This window comes from Streptomyces sp. NPDC030143 (genome assembly GCF_055573695.1).
Genome location: NZ_JBVIAY010000013.1, coordinates 175,265 through 193,634, shown reverse-complemented (window position 1 = coordinate 193,634; position 18,370 = coordinate 175,265). Strand labels below are relative to the sequence as shown.

The window sequence follows — 18,370 nt, the reverse complement described above, 5'->3', positions numbered from 1 at the left end:
AGGGGGGAATCGGCTGCCCGCCCGAAGATCACGGCGGCTACGCTGTGTCGCCGACGGAGCGTCATCGCACCCGGTCAACTGGACAGCGGCACACGAGGAATGGGGCGGGCACGGCCATGATGGGACCAGCACACTCACTGTCGGGCGCCGCCGCCTGGCTCGGCGTGGGCGCGGCCGCCGCCGCGGCCGGCCACTCGATGCCCTGGCCGGTGCTGCTGGCGGGTGCGCTGATCTGCGCCGGCGCCGCGCTCGCGCCGGACCTCGACCACAAGGCCGCGACGATCTCCCGCGCCTTCGGGCCCCTCTCGCGCTGGCTGTGCGAGATCGTGGACAAGCTCTCCTACGCCGTCTACAAGGCCACGAAGAAGCAGGGCGACCCGCGCCGCTCCGGCGGACACCGCACGCTGACGCACACCTGGCTGTGGGCGGTCGCGATCGGCGCGGGCAGTTCGGCGCTGGCGATCACCGGCGGCCGCTGGGCGGTCCTGGCACTGCTCTTCGTGCACATGGTGCTGGCCATCGAGGGACTGCTGTGGCGGGCGACGCGCGGATCCGGCAGCGACGTGCTGGTGTGGCTGCTGGCGGCGACCAGTGCGTGGATCCTCGCCGGCATCCTGGACAAGCCGGGCAACGGCGCGGACTGGCTGTTCGCCGAGCCGGGTCAGGAGTACCTGTGGCTGGGTCTGCCGATCCTGCTCGGCGCCCTGGTGCACGACATCGGGGACGCGCTGACCGTCTCGGGCTGCCCGATCCTGTGGCCCATCCCGATCGGCCGCAAGCGCTGGTACCCGATCGGTCCGCCCAAGGCGATGCGGTTCCGGGCGGGCAGCTGGGTCGAGCTGAGGGTGCTGATGCCGGTGTTCATGCTGCTCGGGGGAGTGGGCGGGGCGGTCGCGCTCAACGTCATCTGACGGGCGCGGGTCAGCTCGCGGTGCCCTCGCCGTACCGACGCTCGAACCGGGCTGTCCGGCCCTCGGTGTCCACCGTGCGTGCCGTGCCGGTGGAGAAGGGGTGACTCTTCGAGGAGATCTCCACGCCCACGACCGGGCGGCTCTCACCGTCGTCCCATTCGATGGTCTGATCGCCGGAGGCGGTGGAGCGGGTCAGGAAGGCGTGACCGGCGGCGCGATCGCGGAAGAGACCGGGTGGTAGCCGGGGTGCGTGTCCTGCTGCATGCGTGCTCCTCGTGCGGTGGGGCCGGCGTGCGCCTGGGTCAGCCGGAGAGGGCGTCCTCGTCGACGACGTGCATCGCAGCCTCCTCGGCGGAGGCGGCGGCACCGTCGATGCCGACGTCCGTGGCGACCATGGCGCTCTCCTCGTCCTCGTGGGCTCCCTCGTCCGGCGCCACGAGCCGGCCGGAGCGGGCGGCGCCCACCTCGTTGTCCAGGGGTTCCCCGTCGGTGTCGTCGCAGTCGCCGATGCCGTCGCCGTCGGGTGCGGCGAGATCGGGCTGCTCCTCGGCGAGCCGTTGGTCCAGGGTCTCGCCGCGCCGGCGCTCCTCGGCCGTCACACCGGTGTGCTCCACCGCCCACGGCCGCTCCGGAGGGGACCAGCCGCGGTCCAGGGGGTCGTCGACGCCGTCGTTCTCCAGCGTGTCCTCCGCGTCCAGCAGCCCCGCGTCGTCCTGGATCTCGGACGCGTCGGGCTGGTAGACGTCGTCCCCCCATCCGTCGGCACTGTTCACGGGTACCTCCAGGGGTGACGGGCCCGTCCTCACCACGGTGCGGCCACGGGACACCTCGCGCGGGCCGGCGGCCGGGCAGGACGTGCTCCGGCAGAACCGCCCGGCCACGTTCCGCGAGGGTGCCCTTCTCCAGCGTTCCACCCCGCTTCGGGGGCGCGCAACGGCAGCGACCCGCGAACGGTCGCCGGGCGCCGCGTGGGCCGTCACCGGTCGTCGGACGTGACGGTGAAGGGGTGGGCGGCGCGCGGTCACCAGCCGTCTCACCCGGGCGACCCGAACGGGGCCGGCCCCGCCCTCAGCCGTGCCACGACCTCCACAGCGCCGCGTACGCTCCCTCCGCCGCGACCAGCTCCGCGTGGCTGCCCAGTTCGCTGATGCGGCCGTTCTCGACGACGGCGATGACGTCGGCGTCATGGGCGGTGTGCAGGCGGTGGGCGATGGCGACGACCGTGCGGCCGTCCAGGACGCGCGCCAGGGACCGTTCCAGATGGCGGGCGGCGCGCGGGTCGAGCAGCGACGTCGCCTCGTCCAGGACCAGCGTGTGCGGGTCGGCCAGCACCAGCCTGGCCAGGGCGATCTGCTGGGCCTGGGCCGGCGTGAGCGTGAGTCCGCCCGAGCCGACCTCGGTGTCCAGGCCGTCGTCCAGGGCCCGCGCCCAGACGTCCGCGTCGACGGCGCCCAGTGCCGCCCACAGCTCCGCGTCCCCGGCGCCGGGGCGCGCGAGCCGGAGGTTGTCGCGGAGCGAGCCGACGAACACGTGGTGCTCCTGGTTGACCAGCGCCACGTGCGAGCGGACTCCCTCGGCGGTCATCCTGGACAGCTCGGCGCCGCCCAGCGTGACCCGGCCGCCCCGGGGCGCGTAGACGCCGGCGAGGAGCCGGCCCAGCGTGGACTTGCCCGCGCCCGACGGCCCGACCAGGGCCAGTCGCGTGCCCGGGGCGACCTTCAGGGACACCTCGCGCAGGACGTCGACGCCCTCGCGGTAGCCGAAGCGGACGCGGTCGGAGTGCACGTCCCGCCCGTCCGGCTCCAGCGTCGCGTCACCGGCGTCCGGCTCGATGTCGCGCACCCCGACGAGGCGGGCCAGGGAGACCTGCGCCACCTGCAGCTCGTCGTACCAGCGCAGGATCAGGTTCACCGGGTCGACGAGCATCTGGGCCAGCAGCGCGCCGGTGGTCAGCTGTCCGACGTCGATCCAGCCCCGCAGGACGAGGAACCCGCCGAGCATGAGGACCGCACCGAGAACGGTCACGTGCACGACGTTGATGACGGGGAAGAGCACCGAGCGCAGCCACAGCGTGTAGCGCTCCCAGGACGTCCACTGCTTGATCCGCAGGTGCGACAGCTCGACGCGGCGGTCGCCGAGGCGGTGGGCCTCGACGGTGCGTCCGGCGTCCACGGTCTCGGCGAGGGCGGCGGCCACGGAGGCGTACCCCGCGGCCTCCGAGCGGTAGCCCGACGGCGCCCGCCGGTAGTACCAGCGGCAGCCGACCACCAGCAGCGGCACCGCGACCAGCACGGCCGGGGCCAGGGCCGGCGCCGTGACGACGAGTCCGCCGAGCAGCAGACCCGCCGACATCACGCCGATCGTCAGCTGGGGCACCGCCTCGCGCATGGCGTTGGCGAGCCGGTCGATGTCCGTGGTGATGCGGGAGAGCAGGTCGCCCGTCCCCGCGCGCTCCAGCACGCCCGGCGGCAGCCCGACGGACCGGACGAGGAAGTCCTCGCGCAGGTCGGCCAGCATCCGCTCGCCGAGCACCGCGCCGCGCAGCCGCACCTCCCGCACAAACGCGGCCTGCACGAGCAGGGCGAGCACGAACAGCGTCGCGGTGAAGCCCAGACGTGTTTCACGGGTCCCCTCCGAGAGCCGTTCCACGAGGCCGCCCAGCAGCCACGGGCCGGCCATGGCGGCGACGGTGGCGACCGTGTTGGCGAGGACCAGGAACAGGAAGGCGCGACGGTGCCGCCGCAGCAGGTCGGCCACGTAGGCGCGGACGGTCGCGGGGGCGGCGACGGGCAGGGTGCTCGCCGTCGTCGGTGCCGCCGGGTCGTACGCCGGCGGCGGCACGCCGATCATGCGGTCTCCTCGATCTCTCGCAGTGCGTCCGGCCGGGTGTCCCCGAGTTCCGCGAGGGCGCCGTTCAGGGCGGTCTCCTCGTCGGTCTCCCGGGTCACCACGGCGCGGTAGAGCGGTTCGGTGTGCAGCAGTTCGCGGTGCGGGCCGGCCGCCGCGACCCGGCCCTCGTGCACGAGGACCACGCGGTCGGCGCGGTCCAGGAGCAGCGGGGACGAGGTGAACACCACCGTCGTGCGCCCGGCGCGCACCTCGCGCAGGCCCTCGGCGATGCGCGCCTCGGTGTGGGAGTCGACGGCCGAGGTGGGTTCGTCCAGGACGAGGACCTCGGGGTCGGTGAGCAGGGAGCGGGCCAGGGCCAGCCGTTGGCGCTGGCCGCCGGAGAGGGAACGGCCGCGTTCGGTGATGTGGGCGTCCATCGGGTCCTCGGCGTCGTGCGAGCCCTGGACCAGGGCGTCGAGGACGTCGTCGCACCGGGCGGCGGCGAGTGCCGTCGCCGCGTCGACCGCGCCCGAGGCGGGCACGTCGAGCAGCTCGCGCAGGGATCCGGACAGCAGCACCGGGTCCTTGTCCTGGACGAGGACGGCGGTGCGCGCGGTCTCCAACGGCAGTTCGTCCAGCGGGACTCCGCCGAGCAGCACCGAGGGGCCGTCGTGCACGCAGTGACCACCGAGGCGTTCCGCCAGCCGACCCGCCGCGTCGGGATCGCCGCACACCACGGCGGTGAGGCGGGCGGCCGGGGCGAGCAGGCCCGTGGCCGGGTCGTACAGCTCGCCCGAAGGCAGCTCCGCGGCGCGCGATCCGCCGACGTCCGTGGGCCGTTCCAGCGACAGCACGCGGGCGGCGCGCGTCGCCGAGGGACGGGAGAAGGAGTAGGCCATCGCGATCTCCTCGAAGTGGCGGAGGGGATAGGTCAGCACCATGACCGAGCTGTAGACGGTGACCAGTTCGCCGACCGAGATCCGTCCCTGACGGGCCAGATGGACGCCGTAGAGCACGACGGCGATCAGCAGCAGGCCGGGCAGGAGGACCTGGACGGCGCTGATCAGGGACCACATGCGGGCGTTGCGCACGGCGGCGTGCCGGACCTCCTGGGAGGCGCTGCGGTAGCGGTCGAGGAACAGCTCCTCGCCGCCGATACCGCGCAGCACCCGCAGCCCGGCCACGGTGTCCGACGCCAGTTCGGTGGCGCGTCCGGCCTTCTCGCGCTGGACGTCCGCGCGGCGTGTCGCGGGCGGCAGCAACGGCAGCACCGCCAGCGCGAGGACGGGCAGGCCCACGGCGACGACGACGCCCAGGGCCGGCTGGTAGACGACGAGCCCGACGCAGACGGCGCAGACGGTGAGCGCCGCCGCGGTGAACCGGGACACCGCCTCGACGAACCATCCCACCTTCTCGACGTCGCCGGTCGACACGGCCACGACCTCGCCGGCCGCGACGCGCCGGGTCAGAGCGGAGCCCTGCCGGGCGGCCTGACGGGCGAGCAGCTGCTGGAGGCGGGCGGCCGCGGTGATCCAGTTGGTGACGGTGGCCCGGTGCAGGAACGTGTCACCGACCGCGGTGGCGGCGCCGAACAGCGCCATCAGCCCGCCGGCGAGCGCGAGACGCGCGCCGGAGCGGTCGACGACGGCCTCGATGGCGAAGCCGACGCAGAACGGCTGTGCCGAGACGGCCAGGAAGTGGAGCAGGCCCCAGGCCAGGGCCTTGAACTGACCGCCCACCTGGTTGCGGGCGAGCCACCACAGCAATCGGGGTCCCGAGCGTGCGTCCGGCACACCCGGGTCGGGATACGGAAGGTCTTGGATCTGCATGACGTCCCAGTGGCTCGTGTCAGGGGATGGGGGGAGGCGGCCGCGAGGGAACGGCGACAACAAACCGTGACAGGGTCGCGTCGCAGGGTGGCCGCGATCAACTCATTTTCCGAGGACGCCGTCCGATCGGCACCGGCGTGTGATGCGTCACTCATGGCGTGATTTACACGGTCGCAACACAGAGGTCTTCCGCGCGAGCGAGGCCACCTCCAGAGTGATCGCTACGGAAGCCGCTTTCCGTATCGCAGAAGTCCTGCTCGGCTTCTGTGAGTCCGCGTCCCCTCTAGGAGTGCTCGTGCCGCAGTCCGTACCGTCCCTGCCGCGACGCGTCGCACGCATACTGCGTACCTCCCTCTTCGCCCAGGTCGCCGTCGCGCTGGTGCTCGGCATCGTCGTCGGGAAGCTGTGGCCCGGCGTGGCCACGGACCTCAAGCCGCTCGGCGACGGTTTCACCCGGCTCATCAAGACGGTGATCTCGCCGCTGGTGTTCTGCGTGGTGGTCGTCGGCGTGGCCAAGGCCGGTGATCTCAAGGCGTTCGGCCGGATCGGGCTCAAAGCCCTCATCTGGTTCGAGATCGCGTCCACGGCCGCCCTGCTCATCGGCCTGGTGGCCGCCAACGTCGTCCAGCCCGGCTCGGGGATGAACGTCGACCCCGCCACGCTCGACGCCTCGGCGGTCGAGGCCAAGACCGGCGGCGGCTCACTGCCCTCGACGACCGAGTTCGTCCTGAACGCGCTGCCCACCAGCTTCGTCGGCGCCTTCGCCGAGAACGAGCTGCTCCAGGTGCTCGTCCTGGCCTGCCTGGTCGGCGCGGCGCTGCTGCACCTCGGACACACCAGGGTGCCCCAGGTCCTGCCCGCCATCGAGCAGGCGCAGGAGGTCGTCTTCGCGGTCGTCGGCTTCGTCATGCGGCTGGCCCCGATCGCCGTCTTCGGTGCGATGGCCGTCCTGGTCGGCCAGTACGGGCTCGGCGTGATGAGGACGTACGCCAAGCTGATCGTCCTGTGCTACGTGGCCGCCGCGCTGTTCATCGCGCTGCTCGCCGTCGCCCTGCGGATGGTGACCGGCCTGAGCCTGTGGAAGTTCCTGCGCTACATCCGCGAGGAGATGCTGCTCGCGCTCGGCACCGCGTCCACCGAGTCCGTCATGCCGCGGGTGATGCAGAAGCTGCGCAAGGCGGGGGCCCGCGACGACGCGGTGGGCCTGGTGCTGCCCACGGGTTACTCCTTCAACCTCGACGGCGCCTCGCTCTACCTGTCCATCGGCACGCTGTTCATCGCCCAGGCCGTGGGCGTCGACCTTACCCTCGGGCAGCAGATCACCGTGGTCCTGGTGCTCATGCTCACCAGCAAGGGCATGGCGGGCATCCCCGGCTCCGCCTTCCTCGCCCTGTCCGCGACCGCCTCCTCGCTGGGGGCGGTCCCCGCCGGCGCGGTGGCGCTGCTGCTGGGCGTGGACCGCATCATGGACTCGATGCGCGTCGTCACGAACCTTCTCGGCAACTGCGTGGCGGTCTTCGCCGTCTCCCGCTGGGAGGGCGCGCTGGACGTGGGGCGGGCGAAGAAGGTACTGGACGGTCAGGCCGTGTCCGGTCCGGACGCGGAAGGCGTGGAGCCCGGCGCCCCGGTCGGCGACGCCGCCACCGGCACCTCCATCGGCGCCCCGGCGGCCGGGGAAAGCGAGCCGGCCTCCGGTGTTCCGGCCCAGCCCGAGCCGAAGGAGCGCATCCCCGAGGTGAGCTGACGAGGTGGCAGAACGAACAGGTCGCGGCCCCCGTTCCGGCAGTGCGGAGCGGGGGCCGCGCCCTGTCCGCGGTGCGGAGGGGGGAGCGGGGTGGCGGCACCCTGTCGGTGTTTCGCACGGACGAGCGCGGGCCGCGGTCTGCCGGTGTTCCGGAGGGGCGAGCGGGCGCTGCGGGGTGTCCGCCGGGCGGAAGGGTGAGCGGAAGGCGCGGCCCGTTCGTGTTCCCGGCGGGTGCGACGGGGCCGCGGCCGGTCGGTGTCCCGGAGGGGCGAGCGCGGGGCGCGCGGTTCGTGTTCCCGGCGGGTGGGCGGGGAGGGCCGGCTGACGCCCACCGGTCTCAGCAGCGCCCCACGGGCGTCCCGTCGATCAGCGTGTCCAGCAGCTCCCCGAGCACCGCCCGCTCCACGTCCGTCAGCGGAGCGAGGATCTCCCGTGCGGCCGACTGGCGCGCCCGGCGCAGCTCGCGCAGCGCGTCACGGCCCTCGTCGGTCAGCTCGATGCGGATCACGCGGCGGTTCGTCGGATCCGGCGCCCTGCGCACCTTGCCGTTCGCCTCGAGCCCGTCGACCAGCGTCGTCACCGCGCGCGGCACGACCTCCAGGCGCTCGGCGAGGTCCGCCATCCGAGGCGGTGCGCTGAAGTGGGCGAGGGTGCGCAGCAGACGGGACTGGGCGGGGGTGACGCCCAGGTCGGACAGCTCCAGATGGCGCTTCTGGATGCGGTGCACCCGGCGGGTGAACCGCAGCAGCTGCTCGGCGAGCGCGCCGTCGGGATCGGGGGTGGCCATGCGGGAACAATATCAGGATGCCGTTCATTGTGAGTATAGGTAACAATGACCTACGCTCCACACAGTCCCTCCTCTCACCTCCCGTAGGAGCCCATGCACCCCGACACACCGGATCTCTGGACCCCACCCGCCGACGCCGCCGAACAGCCCCGGCAGGTGCGCCGCATCCTGAGGCTCTTCCGTCCCTACAGAGGCCGCCTCGCCGTCGTCGGTCTGCTGGTCGCTGCCTCGTCGCTGGTCTCGGTGGCCACGCCGTTCCTGCTCAAGGAGACCCTCGATGTCGCCATCCCCCAAGGCCGCACCGGCCTGCTGAGTCTGCTCGCCCTCGGCATGATCCTCAGTGCCGTCCTCGCGGGCGTCCTCGGCGTCCTGCAGACCCTGATCTCCACCACGGTCGGGCAGCGCGTCATGCACGACCTGCGCACCGCCGTCTACGGCCGCCTCCAGCGCATGTCGCTCGCGTTCTTCACGCGTACGCGCACCGGCGAGGTGCAGTCCCGCATCGCCAACGACATCGGCGGCATGCAGGCGACCGTCACCTCCACGGCCACCTCCCTGGTCTCCAACTTCACCAGCGTCGTCGCCACGATCGTCGCCATGGTCGCCCTCGACTGGCGGCTGACCGTCGTCTCGCTGCTCCTGCTGCCGGTCTTCGTGTGGATCAGCCGCCGCGTCGGCAACGAACGCCGGAAGATCACCACCCAGCGTCAGAAACAGATGGCCGCGATGGCCGCCACCGTCACCGAGTCGCTGTCCGTGAGCGGCATCCTCCTCGGCCGCTCCATGGGCCGCGCCGACTCCCTCACGCGCTCCTTCGCCGACGAGTCGGAACACCTGGTCGACCTCGAGGTGCGGTCGAACATGGCCGGCCGCTGGCGCATGGCCGTCATCGGGATCGTCATGTCCGCCATGCCGGCGTTCATCTACTGGACCGCGGGCATGGCCCTCCAACTCGGCGGACCGGACGTCTCCCTGGGCACCATCGTCGCCTTCGTCTCGCTCCAGCAGGGCCTGTTCCGCCCGGCCGTGAGCCTGCTGTCGACCGGCGTGCAGATCCAGACCTCGCTCGCGCTCTTCCAGCGCATCTTCGAGTACCTCGACCTGCCCGTGGACATCACCGAGCGCGCGAACCCCCGCCACCTCGACGAGGTCAAGGGCGAGGTCCGCTTCGAGGACGTGTCCTTCCACTACGAGGACCAGGACGAAGCCGTCCTCCAGGGTGTCGACCTCACTGTCCCGGCGGGCCGCAGCCTCGCGGTCGTCGGCCCGACGGGCGCCGGCAAGTCCACCCTGGGCTACCTCGTGCCCCGGCTGTACGACGTGACGGGCGGCAGGGTCACCCTCGACGGGGTCGACGTCCGCGACCTCGACTTCGACACCCTCGCGCGCGCGGTCGGCGTCGTCTCGCAGGAGACCTACCTCTTCCACGCCTCCGTCGCCGAGAACCTGCGCTTCGCCAAACCGGACGCCACCGACGAGGAATTGCACGCGGCGGCGAGGGCGGCCCAGATCCACGACCACATCGCCGCCCTGCCCGACGGCTACGACACCGTCGTCGGCGAGCGCGGCCACCGCTTCTCCGGGGGCGAGAAACAGCGCCTGGCCATCGCCCGCACCATCCTGCGCGACCCTCCGGTACTGATCCTCGACGAGGCCACCAGCGCCCTGGACACCCGCACCGAGCACGCCGTCCAAGAGGCCATCGACGCGCTCTCGGCCGACCGCACCACCCTCACCATCGCCCACCGGCTGTCCACCGTCCGCAGCGCGGACCAGATCGTGGTCCTCGACGCCGGCCGGGTGGCCGAACGCGGCACGCACGAGGAACTCCTGGCGCGGGACGGACGGTACGCGGCCCTGGTGCGGCGGGACGCCCGTTTGGAGCCGACCGGACGCTGAGACGCCCGGTCCTGGCAATTTTGTGATGATATGCGGGTTACCGTGCCCGCATGCAGATGAACACCCCGCCACGGAGCACGGTTCGCATCACACGCCGAGACCGTGTCGCCCTCATCGCGACCGGAGCCGTCCTGGCCGGCGCCGCCGTGGCGGTGCCGTTGCTGAACACCGACGGCCACCGGGAGAAGAAGCCGACGACCCTGGTCATCCCGGAGGGCTGGCGGGCCGCCCAGATCTACGCGGCCATCGACAAGGCCCTCGCCCTCCCCGCCGGAACCACCAGGGGGACCCTGCCCCGCGCCGGGCTGAAGCTGCCGAGCGAAGCGGACGGCAATCCGGAGGGCTACCTCTTCCCGGCGACCTATCGGCTGGACGAGAAGTCGACACCGCGGACACTGCTGACGTACATGGTCGACACGGCCAACAGGAAGTTCAACGGCACGCCGATCGCCGCAGGGGCACAGCGCGACGCGATGAACGTCTACCAGGCCGTCACCATCGCCAGCATCGTCCAGGCCGAGGCCGCCACCGGGGCCGACATGGGCAAGGTGGCCCGGGTGGTGTTCAACCGGCTGGAGCGCGGCATGCCCCTGCAGATGGACTCCACCCTCCACTACGCCCTCAACCGCTTCACCCTGCGGACGAGCGACCGGGACACCCGGACCGACAGTCCCTACAACTCCTACGAGCGCATGGGGCTGCCGCCGACACCGATCGACAACCCGGGCGAGGAGGCCCTGCGGGCCGCGATCGACCCGCCCGCGGGCGAATGGCTGTACTTCGTCACCGTCCGACCGGGCGACACGCGCTTCACGGCCGACTTCGCGGAACACCGGCGCAACGTCGACGAGTTCGAACGCGCCCTGCGCAGCGCACGGACGGTCCCGCCGTCACCCGGGTGACGGCGAGGCGTCAGGCGGCGACCGGCTCCGCCGTGGGTGTGGCGAGCAGCCGTCCGATGTCCCGGACGGCCGCGCGGCCGGCCCGGTTGGCGCCGATCGTGCTCGCGGAGGGCCCGTAACCGACGAGGTGGACACGGGGGTCGGCGACCGCGCGCGTGCCCTCGAGGCGGATCCCGCCGCCGGGCTCGCGCAGTTTCAGCGGCGCGAGATGGTCGACGGCCGCCCGGAACCCGGTCGCCCAGAGGATGACGTCGGCGGGCACGTGCCGTCCGTCGTTCCACTCCACGCCGTCCGGGGTGATGCGGTCGAACATCGGTTGCCGGTCGAGCACTCCGTCCGCGAGGCCCTGCCTGACCGCGTCGTTCAGCGGCAGCCCGGTAACGGAGACGACGCTCTTCGGCGGCAGCCCCCGCCGTACGCGCTCCTTCACGAGGGCGACCGCGGCGCGGCCCGCCTCCTCGTCGAAGGGGCCCTCGCGAAAGACGGGCGGGCGCCGCGTCACCCAGGTGGTGTCCGCCGCGTACGGGGCGAGCTCCAGCAGGTGCTGGGTGCCGGACGCGCCGCCGCCCACCACGACCACCCGCTGTCCCGCGAACGCCTCGGGCCCCGGATACCGGGCGGTGTGCAGCTGCCGGCCGCGGAAGGTCTCCTGGCCGGGGTAGCGCGGCCAGAACGGCCGGTCCCAGGTGCCCGTGGCGTTGATCAGCGCCTTGGCGGCCCAGGTCCCGTCCGACGTCTCGACGAGCAGCCGTCCCTCGGGCCCCTCGCGCACGGCCCGCACGTCGACCGGCCGCCGCACCCGCAGGTCGAAGGCGCGCTCGTAGCGGTCGAAGTACTCGGCGATCACCTCGGACGACGCCCGCGCCGGATCCGCCCCGGTCAGCTCCATGCCGGGCAGGGCGTGCATCCCGTGCACCCGGCCGTACGTCAGGGAGGGCCACCGGAACTGCCAGGCTCCGCCCGGGCCGGGGGAGTGGTCGAGCACCACGAAGTCGCGCTCCGGTGCCAAACCGGCGCGCCGCAGGTGATAGGCGCCGGCCAGACCCGCCTGACCGGCGCCTATGACGACCACCTCGACCTCACGTATGTCGTTCACGCTTCCCCCAACAGCGCCGCGGCCGTCGATCTTCCCGCAGCTCGCGCAGCTCCCGCAGCTCCGGCCGCCCGGCTTCCGCCGCCCCGGCCCCTCCGGCTGCCGCCCGTACCGTGGCCGGGCGCTCGAGAGGGTGTGGAATCCCGCTTGTGGGTCAGGATGGGGGCATGTCAGATGCGTTCACCACTCGAGTCCTGCACATCGCCTCCGGCTCCCGGGAACGGGTCGTCGACCTCACCGGGGACTGCGAGGCCTTCCTGCGGGAGACGGCCGCGGGACGCGACGGCCTCCTCAACGTCTTCGTCCCGCACGCCACGGCCGGCATCGCGATCATCGAGACCGGCGCGGGCAGCGACGACGACCTGCTCGCCGCCCTGCACACCCTCCTGCCCGCTGACGACCGCTGGCAGCACCGCCACGGCAGCCCGGGCCACGGCCGCGACCATGTCCTGCCGGCCTTCGTCCCGCCCCACGCGACCCTCCCGGTCGTGGCCGGGCGCCTGGAGCTGGGCACCTGGCAGTCGGTGTGCCTGGTGGACACCAACAAGGACAACCCGGAGCGCAAGGTGCGGCTGAGCTTCCTGGGCTGAGCGACGACCCGGGGAGCGCCGGGATGACGGCGACCACGCGCCGTCGACGCTACTCGCGGGTTGCGGAGTCGCTCCTGACGGCGTCGGCAGGCTTCGTTTTCAGGGCACCCGTCGTTCGCACGCGGACCGGCCTGGGGTAAGGTCCCCACCGTTTCGGTCACCGACAGATGGTGGGCCGGTGCGGTGAGTGTCGGAGGACAGGACGGTGGAATCCCGGGTGGGCGAAGGTGGATCCGTGGACCTGGACGGCACCCGGTGGGACGAGATGTCTCCGCAGCCGCTGCTGACGCGCGACTACGAGAGGAACCCCTCCCTCGTGTACGAGCGGCTGCGGCAGCAGCACGGACCGGTCGCGCCGGTCGACCTGCTGGGCGTGCCCGCCTGGCTGGTCCTCGGCTACCGCGAGGCCCTCCAGGTGCTCCAGGACGACGACGGCTGGCCCAAGGGGCTGGAGAACTGGCGGGCCCGCTCCGAGGGCAGGGTGCCGGCCGACTGGCCGCTCGGACCGTCCCTGGAGGTCAACCACGTACTGATCCAGGGCGGCCCCGGCTACCGGCCGCTGCGGACGGCGTGGGACGCGGCGCTCAAGCCGTTCCAGGACCCCCGCAACCCCCAGGCGAAACGACTGAAGGCGGCCGTCACCGTCTACGCCGACGAACTGATCACCCTGATCGCACAGGGCGGCGGCGTCGGAGTCGCGGACCTGTCCGCCCAGTTCTCCCGGCCGCTGCCGCTGATGGTGGCCAGCCGGCTGCTCGGGTTCCCCGGCTCGCAGGGCGACGACGCGCTGATGGACATGTGGCGGGTGCTGGACGCGGGCTCGGACGCCGAGGCCGCCCTGGAGAGGCTGCTCGCGACGCTGGCGGAGCTGGCCGCGATGAAGATGGACGAGCCCGGCGACGACTTCCCCTCCCGCCTCCTGGCGGCCCATCCCGACCTCACGCTCGACGAGCTGGCCCGCGAGCTGTTCATGCTGCTCGGCATGACCTCCGACCACGTCGGCATCCTCATGTCCAACACGGTCGTCGAGGTGGTGTCCGGTGAGAGCGGCGTGCGCGCGAGCCTGTCCGCCGGGATGGTCCGGGAGACCATGAACCGGGTGGTGATGCGCAAGCCGCCGCTGGTGAACTTCGTCCCGCGGTTCGCGGCGCGGGACACCCCGCTCGGGAAGTACACGATCGGCCGGGGCGACCCGGTATGGGTCTCCTCCGCCGCCGCGCACGCCGACCCCGTCTTCGCCGACCACGTGGCGTCGGGTCCGACGATCAGCACCCGGGCCCATCTGTCCTGGGGCGCCGGTCGCCGGCAGTGCCCGGCACGCGAACTCGCGTCCACGGTCGCGGCGGTCGGCGTGGGCCGCCTGTTCGAGCGGTTCTCCCGCCTGGAGCTCGCCCTGCCGGCCGATCAACTGCCGTGGCGTTCCTCGCCGTTCATGCGCGGTCTGCGTTCGCTTCCGGTGCGGTACGAGCTGGCACCGGTGCCCGTGCGGCCCTCCGCGGCCGGTCCGGCTCCGCAGCCGGAGGGGGAGCCGGTGCTGCCGGATCCCTCCGCCCGCCAGCGCTCCTCGCTGTGGCGCTATCTGACGGGCCTCATCCGCGCCGGCCGCTGACCCGGTCCCCGGGACCCAGGGCCGGTCGAGAACAACCCGGCCCGGGGCGGGCCGGGCGAAAGGGAGCCGGCCCGGGGCGGGCCGGCCGCGCTCCCCCGTCGTGAGCTCTCCCTCCCCGACGCCGCTCACCCCATGCTCTTGGCGCCGTCCAGGGACTCCCGGATGATGTCGGCGTGACCGGCGTGCTGGGCCGTCTCGCCGATGATGTGCACCAGCACCCGGCGGGCCGACCAGCGCTTGCCGGACTCGAACCACGGGGCCTGCGGCAGCGGGTGGGACACGTCCAGGTCCGGCAGGGCGGCGACCACCTCGTCCGTACGGCGGGCCACCGCCGCGTACTCCTCCAGCACCCCGGCCAGGGTCTCGCCGGGCAGCAGCCGGAACTCGTCGGCGCGCCGGGCCCAGTCCTCCTCGGTCATCTGCGTGAAGTCGCCCATGGCCGACGGGCCGTCGAGGATGAAGCCCACCCAGTTCCGTTCGACCGCCGTGACGTGCTTGACCAGGCCGCCCAGGCACAGCTCGCTGACCGTGGTCCTGCGCGCCGCCTGCTCGTCGCTGAGGCCGCGGGTGGTGACGCGGAGGAACTCGCGGTGGTGGGCCAGCGCCTCCAGCAGGTCGGCGCACTCGCCGGTGAGGGCGAGGGTGGTGGGGGCGGTGAGGGGCTGCGTCGTGGTCATCGTCTTCGGCCTTCCGTCGGTGGTGTTCCGTGGACAAGCACCACGTTAGAAGCCGTATAGGTCGGATCCTGACCTAAAGAGAACCGATCGGGGGACGGAATTCGGAGGGCGCACCTCCCCACGCCGCCGCGCACAGTCCCCGCTCCACCTCGTCGGTGTAGACGGCCGCGGCCGGCCAGGCCCGGGCGAAACGGCCGGTGTCCGCCGGGAGCAGACGGCCGAAGGCGTCGCGGGAGCGGTCCGCCGCGGCCGCGTGCAGCTCGTTGAGGAGATCACCCGCCGTGGCGAGGCCGAGACGCCGCAGCCGGGCGCTGTCACCCGACGCGCTCCCCGGGAACGCCAGGACGCGACGGCCACCGGACACCGCCTGCCGGACCCGGCGTCGCAGCAGGTGCAGCGGTGCCTCGTCCAGGACGGACGCGAGCGTGGACGGCGGCGGGACCGAACCGGCCGGCAGGTCCGCGCGCCGCAGACGGTCCAGGCCGAGGTCCACCCGGGCGGTGGGGTCGGTGGGGTGTTCGGCGGCGGGCAACAGGGCACGGGGGAGCGGCCCGGGCGCGAGACGCGCGACGACCCGCAGTCTGCTGCCCCGGGCGTCGGCGAGGAGACGCAGGTTGTCGCGGTGGGGGAGGGCGGGGTGGTCGTGGGCGGCGGCCAGCCGCACGGGCAGGCCCGCGCAGTCGGCCAGCAGACAGTCCCCGGTCGTCTCCCGGACCGTCCCGGCGAGGGTGACGTCGAGGAAGAGCAGGTCGTGCCCGCCGTTCAGCGCGCGCGCCACCTGCTGGTCGACGGGCACCGCCCACAGCCGGTCCAGCGGCTCCTCGCGCCACCCGGCGCCCGACGCGCGCACCGCCCTGACCCCCGCCCCCGCGCCGAGCCGGCCCGTCGGGGACACGGTGGCGCCGGACACCGCGAGGCCCGCGCGCGACAGTTCACGGTGGGTCAACGCGGTGTCGCCGATCCGTACGGCCCGGTCCGCGGCACCGGTCGCCCGGCCGGGACCGCCCGGTGCCACGTCGGAGACCGTGTGCAGACGGCCCTGCGCGTCGGCGGTCCAGGTGACCGCGCCCGCGTATCCGGTCGCCGTGAGGACGGGCTCGGAGAAGAGCCCGTACAGGCGCAGGGACCCGTCCGGGCGGTAGGGCCGGCGGGCCGTGCCGCGCAGCGCGGACAGCTCCGGACCGGCGGCGTCCGGCAGGCGGTGGGCGATGCCGAGGACCTCACGGAACCTCGTCCGCGTCCGTCGTCCGGAACGAGTACCTGTGGACGGCCGAGCCCGTCGCGCCGGCACCTGCGCGGGACACCGCGCGTTCCCGGCCGGTGCCGTCAGCCCTCGACCCAGCCGTGGTTCTTGGCGAACTGGGCGAGGCCGGAGCGGACCTGGAGGATCTGCTCGCCGGTCAGCGAGGGCGCCGCCGTCAGCAGGGCCTCCGTGACGTCCCGGGTGAACTCCTCCGTGCTGAGCACGTCGCACAGGTCGTCGTCGGACGCGAGCGGCTTGCCGTCCTCGCCCCGCGCGAGCCGTACGCCCGACGCCTTCGGGCCGCGCTCGCCGTCCTCGATCTCGAACTCCACCACGACGCCCCGCCGCACCTGCGACTCGGGCATCAGCATGTCGTTCACGTGCAGGAACACATCCTCGCCGCCGTCGTCCGGCGCGATGAACCCGTAACCCCGCTGGCTGTCGAAACGCACCACACGACCAGCAACCATCCCGAACCCCCAACAACCTCGACACACCCATGTCGGTGGACCTGGTCAGATCGTAGTCACCCCGACGGACCCCGAGCGACTCCCGGGGGCTCACCGCGCACGGCACGGCGCGGTGAGCGGTTCCCTCACCGCGCGTGCGGCGGGGTGAGGGTCGTCGCGCCACCACGCCGGACGGACCGCGACGGGCTCGGCGTCGCGCACCGGCCGGTGGACGATCCGGGGCCGCGGGCGTGGTTCGCGGTCGCCTCGGCACTGCTCCCGAGGCCGCGGCCGGTGACGATCACCGTGAGCCCGGTCGTCGACGTCGTGGATCTCGGTGGCCGGCCGCGCCGGGCGGCCGCAGCCCGGGGACGGACCCGTGCGGCCTCCGCCCGACGAGGGCGGTGAGCCGCACCGAAGCACCGGGCCGGCGGACCCTCCGCCGCCAGGGCGCACGGACGCCTCTCCGGCCCCGGCCAACGCCCTGAGCCATCCTCGCGCCGCGGGGGCGCCGAACCGGCTCAGGACTCGGCGCCCGCCGCCTTCCCGGCGTCGCGCGCCTTCAGACGCGCCGCCTCCTTGCGCACCTCGGCCTGCGTCGCGCGCTCCTTCACCAGCCACTCGGGGCCGGCATCCCTCAGCTCCTGGATCTGCTCGGTGGTCAGCGCCTCCGTCACACCGCCGCGTGCCAGACCGGCGATGGACACGCCGAGCCTCGCCGCGACCACCGGACGGGGGTGCGGGCCGTTCTCCCGCAGCTCCCGCAGCCACGCGGGCGGGTTCGCCTGGAGCTCGTTCAGCTCGGCGCGCGAGACGACACCCTCCTGGAACTCGGCGGGGGTGGCGGGGAGGTACACACCCAGCTTCTTCGCCGCGGTCGCGGGCTTCATCGTCTGGGTGCTCTGGTGCGACTTCATGCCGTCCAGACTATCGGCCGCCGACAAGAGCTCCGACCACAGCCGGTAACCTGGCGGGATGACCGACTCGGCGGACACCCCCTCGTTCCGGCTCGCCTACGTCCCCGGAGTGACGCCCGCCAAGTGGGTACGGGTCTGGCAGGAGCGCTCGCCCGACGTCCCCCTCACCCTTCTCCAGGTGACGCCCGCCGAGGCCTCCGACGTCTTGCGCGACGGCAGCGCCGACGCGGGCCTGGTGCGTCTCCCGGTCGACCGTACGGTCCTCAGCGCGATCCCCCTCTACACCGAGACGACCGTCGTCGTGGTCCCGAAGGACCATGTGATCACCGCCGCCGAGGAGATCACCCTCGACGACCTCGCCGACGAGGTGGTCCTGCACCCCCTCGACGACGTCCTCGGCTGGGAGCGCCCGCCGGGCGAGGCCGCCTTCGAGCGCCCCGCGACGACCGCCGAGGCGATCGAGTTGGTCGCGGCGGACATCGGTGTCCTGGTCGTCCCCCAGTCTCTGGCGCGCCTGCATCACCGCCGCGACCTCACCTACCGCACGGTCGTCGACGCCCCCCGGTCGGGCGTCGCCCTGTCCTGGCCCGAGGAGGCGACGACCGACCTGGTGGAGGACTTCATCGGCATCGTCCGCGGCCGCACCGTCAACAGCACGCGCGGCCGCGCCCGGCAGTCCGAGCCCACCGAGAACAAGGCCGGGAAGAAGACCGAGAAGGCGGTCGCGAAGAAGGGCGGCGAGCCGCGCAAGCCGACGGCGGGCCGGACGGCGGGCGGCGCGGCCCGCGGCCGGACGGGCGGCCACAAGGGAGGCGGCCCCAAGGGCGGTGGCGCCAAGCGGGGCACGGGCAAGCCGCGCCGCCGCTCGTGACCCTCCTCGCCGCCGCCCCC

The 18,370-nt window shown here is 73.3% G+C and carries 15 protein-coding genes and 2 pseudogenes; 7 read left to right on the top strand and 10 right to left on the bottom strand.

Translation table 11 applies throughout. From position 1 onward, the window contains the following. Window positions 1-116 precede the first annotated feature (116 nt). Window positions 117-911, top strand: coding sequence for a metal-dependent hydrolase (locus ACZ4YY_RS22985; protein WP_468293138.1), 795 nt, complete (start codon window positions 117-119; stop codon window positions 909-911). 10 nt (window positions 912-921) lie between these two features. Here ACZ4YY_RS22985 and ACZ4YY_RS22980 read toward each other — a convergent pair. From ACZ4YY_RS22980 to ACZ4YY_RS22965, 4 genes and pseudogenes are all read right to left on the bottom strand, one after another. Beyond that, a pseudogene (locus tag ACZ4YY_RS22980) lies at window positions 922-1,175 on the bottom strand (type B 50S ribosomal protein L31). A gap of 38 nt (window positions 1,176-1,213) precedes the next feature. After that, window positions 1,214-1,684: a DUF5709 domain-containing protein gene (locus ACZ4YY_RS22975; protein WP_468293135.1), complete on the bottom strand. Its 471-nt coding sequence runs from the start codon at window positions 1,682-1,684 to the stop codon at window positions 1,214-1,216. Window positions 1,685-1,979: 295 nt separating this feature from the next. Beyond that, window positions 1,980-3,761 carry an ABC transporter ATP-binding protein gene (locus tag ACZ4YY_RS22970; protein ID WP_468293132.1) on the bottom strand — a complete coding sequence of 594 codons (1,782 nt, stop codon included), beginning with the start codon at window positions 3,759-3,761 and terminating at the stop codon, window positions 1,980-1,982. Next, on the bottom strand, window positions 3,758-5,569 hold the full coding sequence (locus tag ACZ4YY_RS22965; protein WP_468293129.1) for an ABC transporter transmembrane domain-containing protein: 1,812 nt from the start codon (window positions 5,567-5,569) through the stop codon (window positions 3,758-3,760). The genes ACZ4YY_RS22970 and ACZ4YY_RS22965 overlap by 4 nt, the downstream gene beginning before the upstream one ends. A gap of 295 nt (window positions 5,570-5,864) precedes the next feature. Here ACZ4YY_RS22965 and ACZ4YY_RS22960 point away from each other — a divergent pair, with 295 nt between their 5' ends. After that, entirely contained in the window at window positions 5,865-7,313 is a 1,449-nt protein-coding gene (locus tag ACZ4YY_RS22960) for a cation:dicarboxylate symporter family transporter (protein ID WP_468293126.1), read from the top strand. 337 nt (window positions 7,314-7,650) lie between these two features. On the opposite strand, the gene ACZ4YY_RS22955 is transcribed toward ACZ4YY_RS22960, so the two are convergent. Further along, the gene (locus ACZ4YY_RS22955; protein ID WP_468293123.1) at window positions 7,651-8,100 is read right to left on the bottom strand and encodes a MarR family winged helix-turn-helix transcriptional regulator; all 450 of its coding nucleotides are present in this window, start codon (window positions 8,098-8,100) and stop codon (window positions 7,651-7,653) included. Between the two features lie 93 nt (window positions 8,101-8,193). Here ACZ4YY_RS22955 and ACZ4YY_RS22950 point away from each other — a divergent pair, with 93 nt between their 5' ends. Then, entirely contained in the window at window positions 8,194-9,999 is a 1,806-nt protein-coding gene (locus ACZ4YY_RS22950; RefSeq protein WP_468293120.1) for an ABC transporter ATP-binding protein, read from the top strand. Window positions 10,000-10,049: 50 nt separating this feature from the next. Beyond that, a complete protein-coding gene (gene mltG / locus ACZ4YY_RS22945; RefSeq protein ID WP_468293117.1) occupies window positions 10,050-10,901 on the top strand; it encodes an endolytic transglycosylase MltG in 852 nt (283 codons plus the stop codon). A gap of 10 nt (window positions 10,902-10,911) precedes the next feature. Here the strand turns inward: mltG and ACZ4YY_RS22940 are convergent, their stop codons facing one another. Beyond that, window positions 10,912-11,997, bottom strand: a complete 1,086-nt coding sequence (locus tag ACZ4YY_RS22940) for an NAD(P)-binding domain-containing protein (RefSeq protein WP_468293114.1) — start codon at window positions 11,995-11,997, stop codon at window positions 10,912-10,914. A gap of 164 nt (window positions 11,998-12,161) precedes the next feature. On the opposite strand from ACZ4YY_RS22940, the gene ACZ4YY_RS22935 reads away from it, so the two are divergent. Together ACZ4YY_RS22935 and ACZ4YY_RS22930 are read left to right on the top strand one after the other, a co-directional pair. Then, window positions 12,162-12,584, top strand: coding sequence for a secondary thiamine-phosphate synthase enzyme YjbQ (locus ACZ4YY_RS22935; protein WP_468293111.1), 423 nt, complete (start codon window positions 12,162-12,164; stop codon window positions 12,582-12,584). 265 nt (window positions 12,585-12,849) lie between these two features. Beyond that, complete coding sequence (locus tag ACZ4YY_RS22930; RefSeq protein ID WP_468293244.1) at window positions 12,850-14,193, top strand: cytochrome P450 family protein; 1,344 nt, start codon at window positions 12,850-12,852, stop codon at window positions 14,191-14,193. A 125-nt stretch (window positions 14,194-14,318) separates the two neighbouring features. Here ACZ4YY_RS22930 and ACZ4YY_RS22925 read toward each other — a convergent pair whose 3' ends face one another. From ACZ4YY_RS22925 to ACZ4YY_RS22910, 4 genes and pseudogenes are all read right to left on the bottom strand, one after another. Continuing rightward, window positions 14,319-14,870 (bottom strand): DinB family protein, encoded by a 552-nt coding sequence (locus ACZ4YY_RS22925; RefSeq protein ID WP_468293108.1) that lies wholly within the window; start codon window positions 14,868-14,870, stop codon window positions 14,319-14,321. A gap of 73 nt (window positions 14,871-14,943) precedes the next feature. After that, a pseudogene (locus ACZ4YY_RS22920) lies at window positions 14,944-16,095 on the bottom strand (hypothetical protein); the annotation flags it as partial. A gap of 101 nt (window positions 16,096-16,196) precedes the next feature. Then, window positions 16,197-16,583 carry a cold-shock protein gene (locus ACZ4YY_RS22915; RefSeq protein ID WP_468293105.1) on the bottom strand — a complete coding sequence of 129 codons (387 nt, stop codon included), beginning with the start codon at window positions 16,581-16,583 and terminating at the stop codon, window positions 16,197-16,199. A 500-nt stretch (window positions 16,584-17,083) separates the two neighbouring features. Beyond that, window positions 17,084-17,479, bottom strand: a complete 396-nt coding sequence (locus ACZ4YY_RS22910) for a DUF5997 family protein (protein ID WP_468293103.1) — start codon at window positions 17,477-17,479, stop codon at window positions 17,084-17,086. Window positions 17,480-17,537: 58 nt separating this feature from the next. On the opposite strand from ACZ4YY_RS22910, the gene ACZ4YY_RS22905 reads away from it, so the two are divergent. After that, on the top strand, window positions 17,538-18,350 hold the full coding sequence (locus ACZ4YY_RS22905) for a LysR family substrate-binding domain-containing protein (RefSeq protein WP_468293100.1): 813 nt from the start codon (window positions 17,538-17,540) through the stop codon (window positions 18,348-18,350). Window positions 18,351-18,370: the final 20 nt, after the last annotated feature.

Bases quoted from the DNA above. Each gene is read 5' to 3' on its own strand.
- ACZ4YY_RS22930 (WP_468293244.1), top strand. From the start codon at position 12,850: ATGTCTCCGCAGCCGCTGCTGACGCGCGACTACGAGAGGAACCCCTCC.
- ACZ4YY_RS22985 (WP_468293138.1), top strand. From the start codon at position 117: ATGATGGGACCAGCACACTCACTGTCGGGCGCCGCCGCCTGGCTCGGC.
- ACZ4YY_RS22915 (WP_468293105.1), bottom strand. From the start codon at position 16,583: ATGGTTGCTGGTCGTGTGGTGCGTTTCGACAGCCAGCGGGGTTACGGG.
- mltG (WP_468293117.1), top strand. From the start codon at position 10,050: ATGCAGATGAACACCCCGCCACGGAGCACGGTTCGCATCACACGCCGA.
- ACZ4YY_RS22965 (WP_468293129.1), bottom strand. From the start codon at position 5,569: ATGCAGATCCAAGACCTTCCGTATCCCGACCCGGGTGTGCCGGACGCA.
- ACZ4YY_RS22910 (WP_468293103.1), bottom strand. From the start codon at position 17,479: ATGAAGTCGCACCAGAGCACCCAGACGATGAAGCCCGCGACCGCGGCG.
- ACZ4YY_RS22935 (WP_468293111.1), top strand. From the start codon at position 12,162: ATGTCAGATGCGTTCACCACTCGAGTCCTGCACATCGCCTCCGGCTCC.
- ACZ4YY_RS22905 (WP_468293100.1), top strand. From the start codon at position 17,538: ATGACCGACTCGGCGGACACCCCCTCGTTCCGGCTCGCCTACGTCCCC.
- ACZ4YY_RS22925 (WP_468293108.1), bottom strand. From the start codon at position 14,870: ATGACCACGACGCAGCCCCTCACCGCCCCCACCACCCTCGCCCTCACC.
- ACZ4YY_RS22950 (WP_468293120.1), top strand. From the start codon at position 8,194: ATGCACCCCGACACACCGGATCTCTGGACCCCACCCGCCGACGCCGCC.
- ACZ4YY_RS22955 (WP_468293123.1), bottom strand. From the start codon at position 8,100: ATGGCCACCCCCGATCCCGACGGCGCGCTCGCCGAGCAGCTGCTGCGG.
- ACZ4YY_RS22970 (WP_468293132.1), bottom strand. From the start codon at position 3,761: ATGATCGGCGTGCCGCCGCCGGCGTACGACCCGGCGGCACCGACGACG.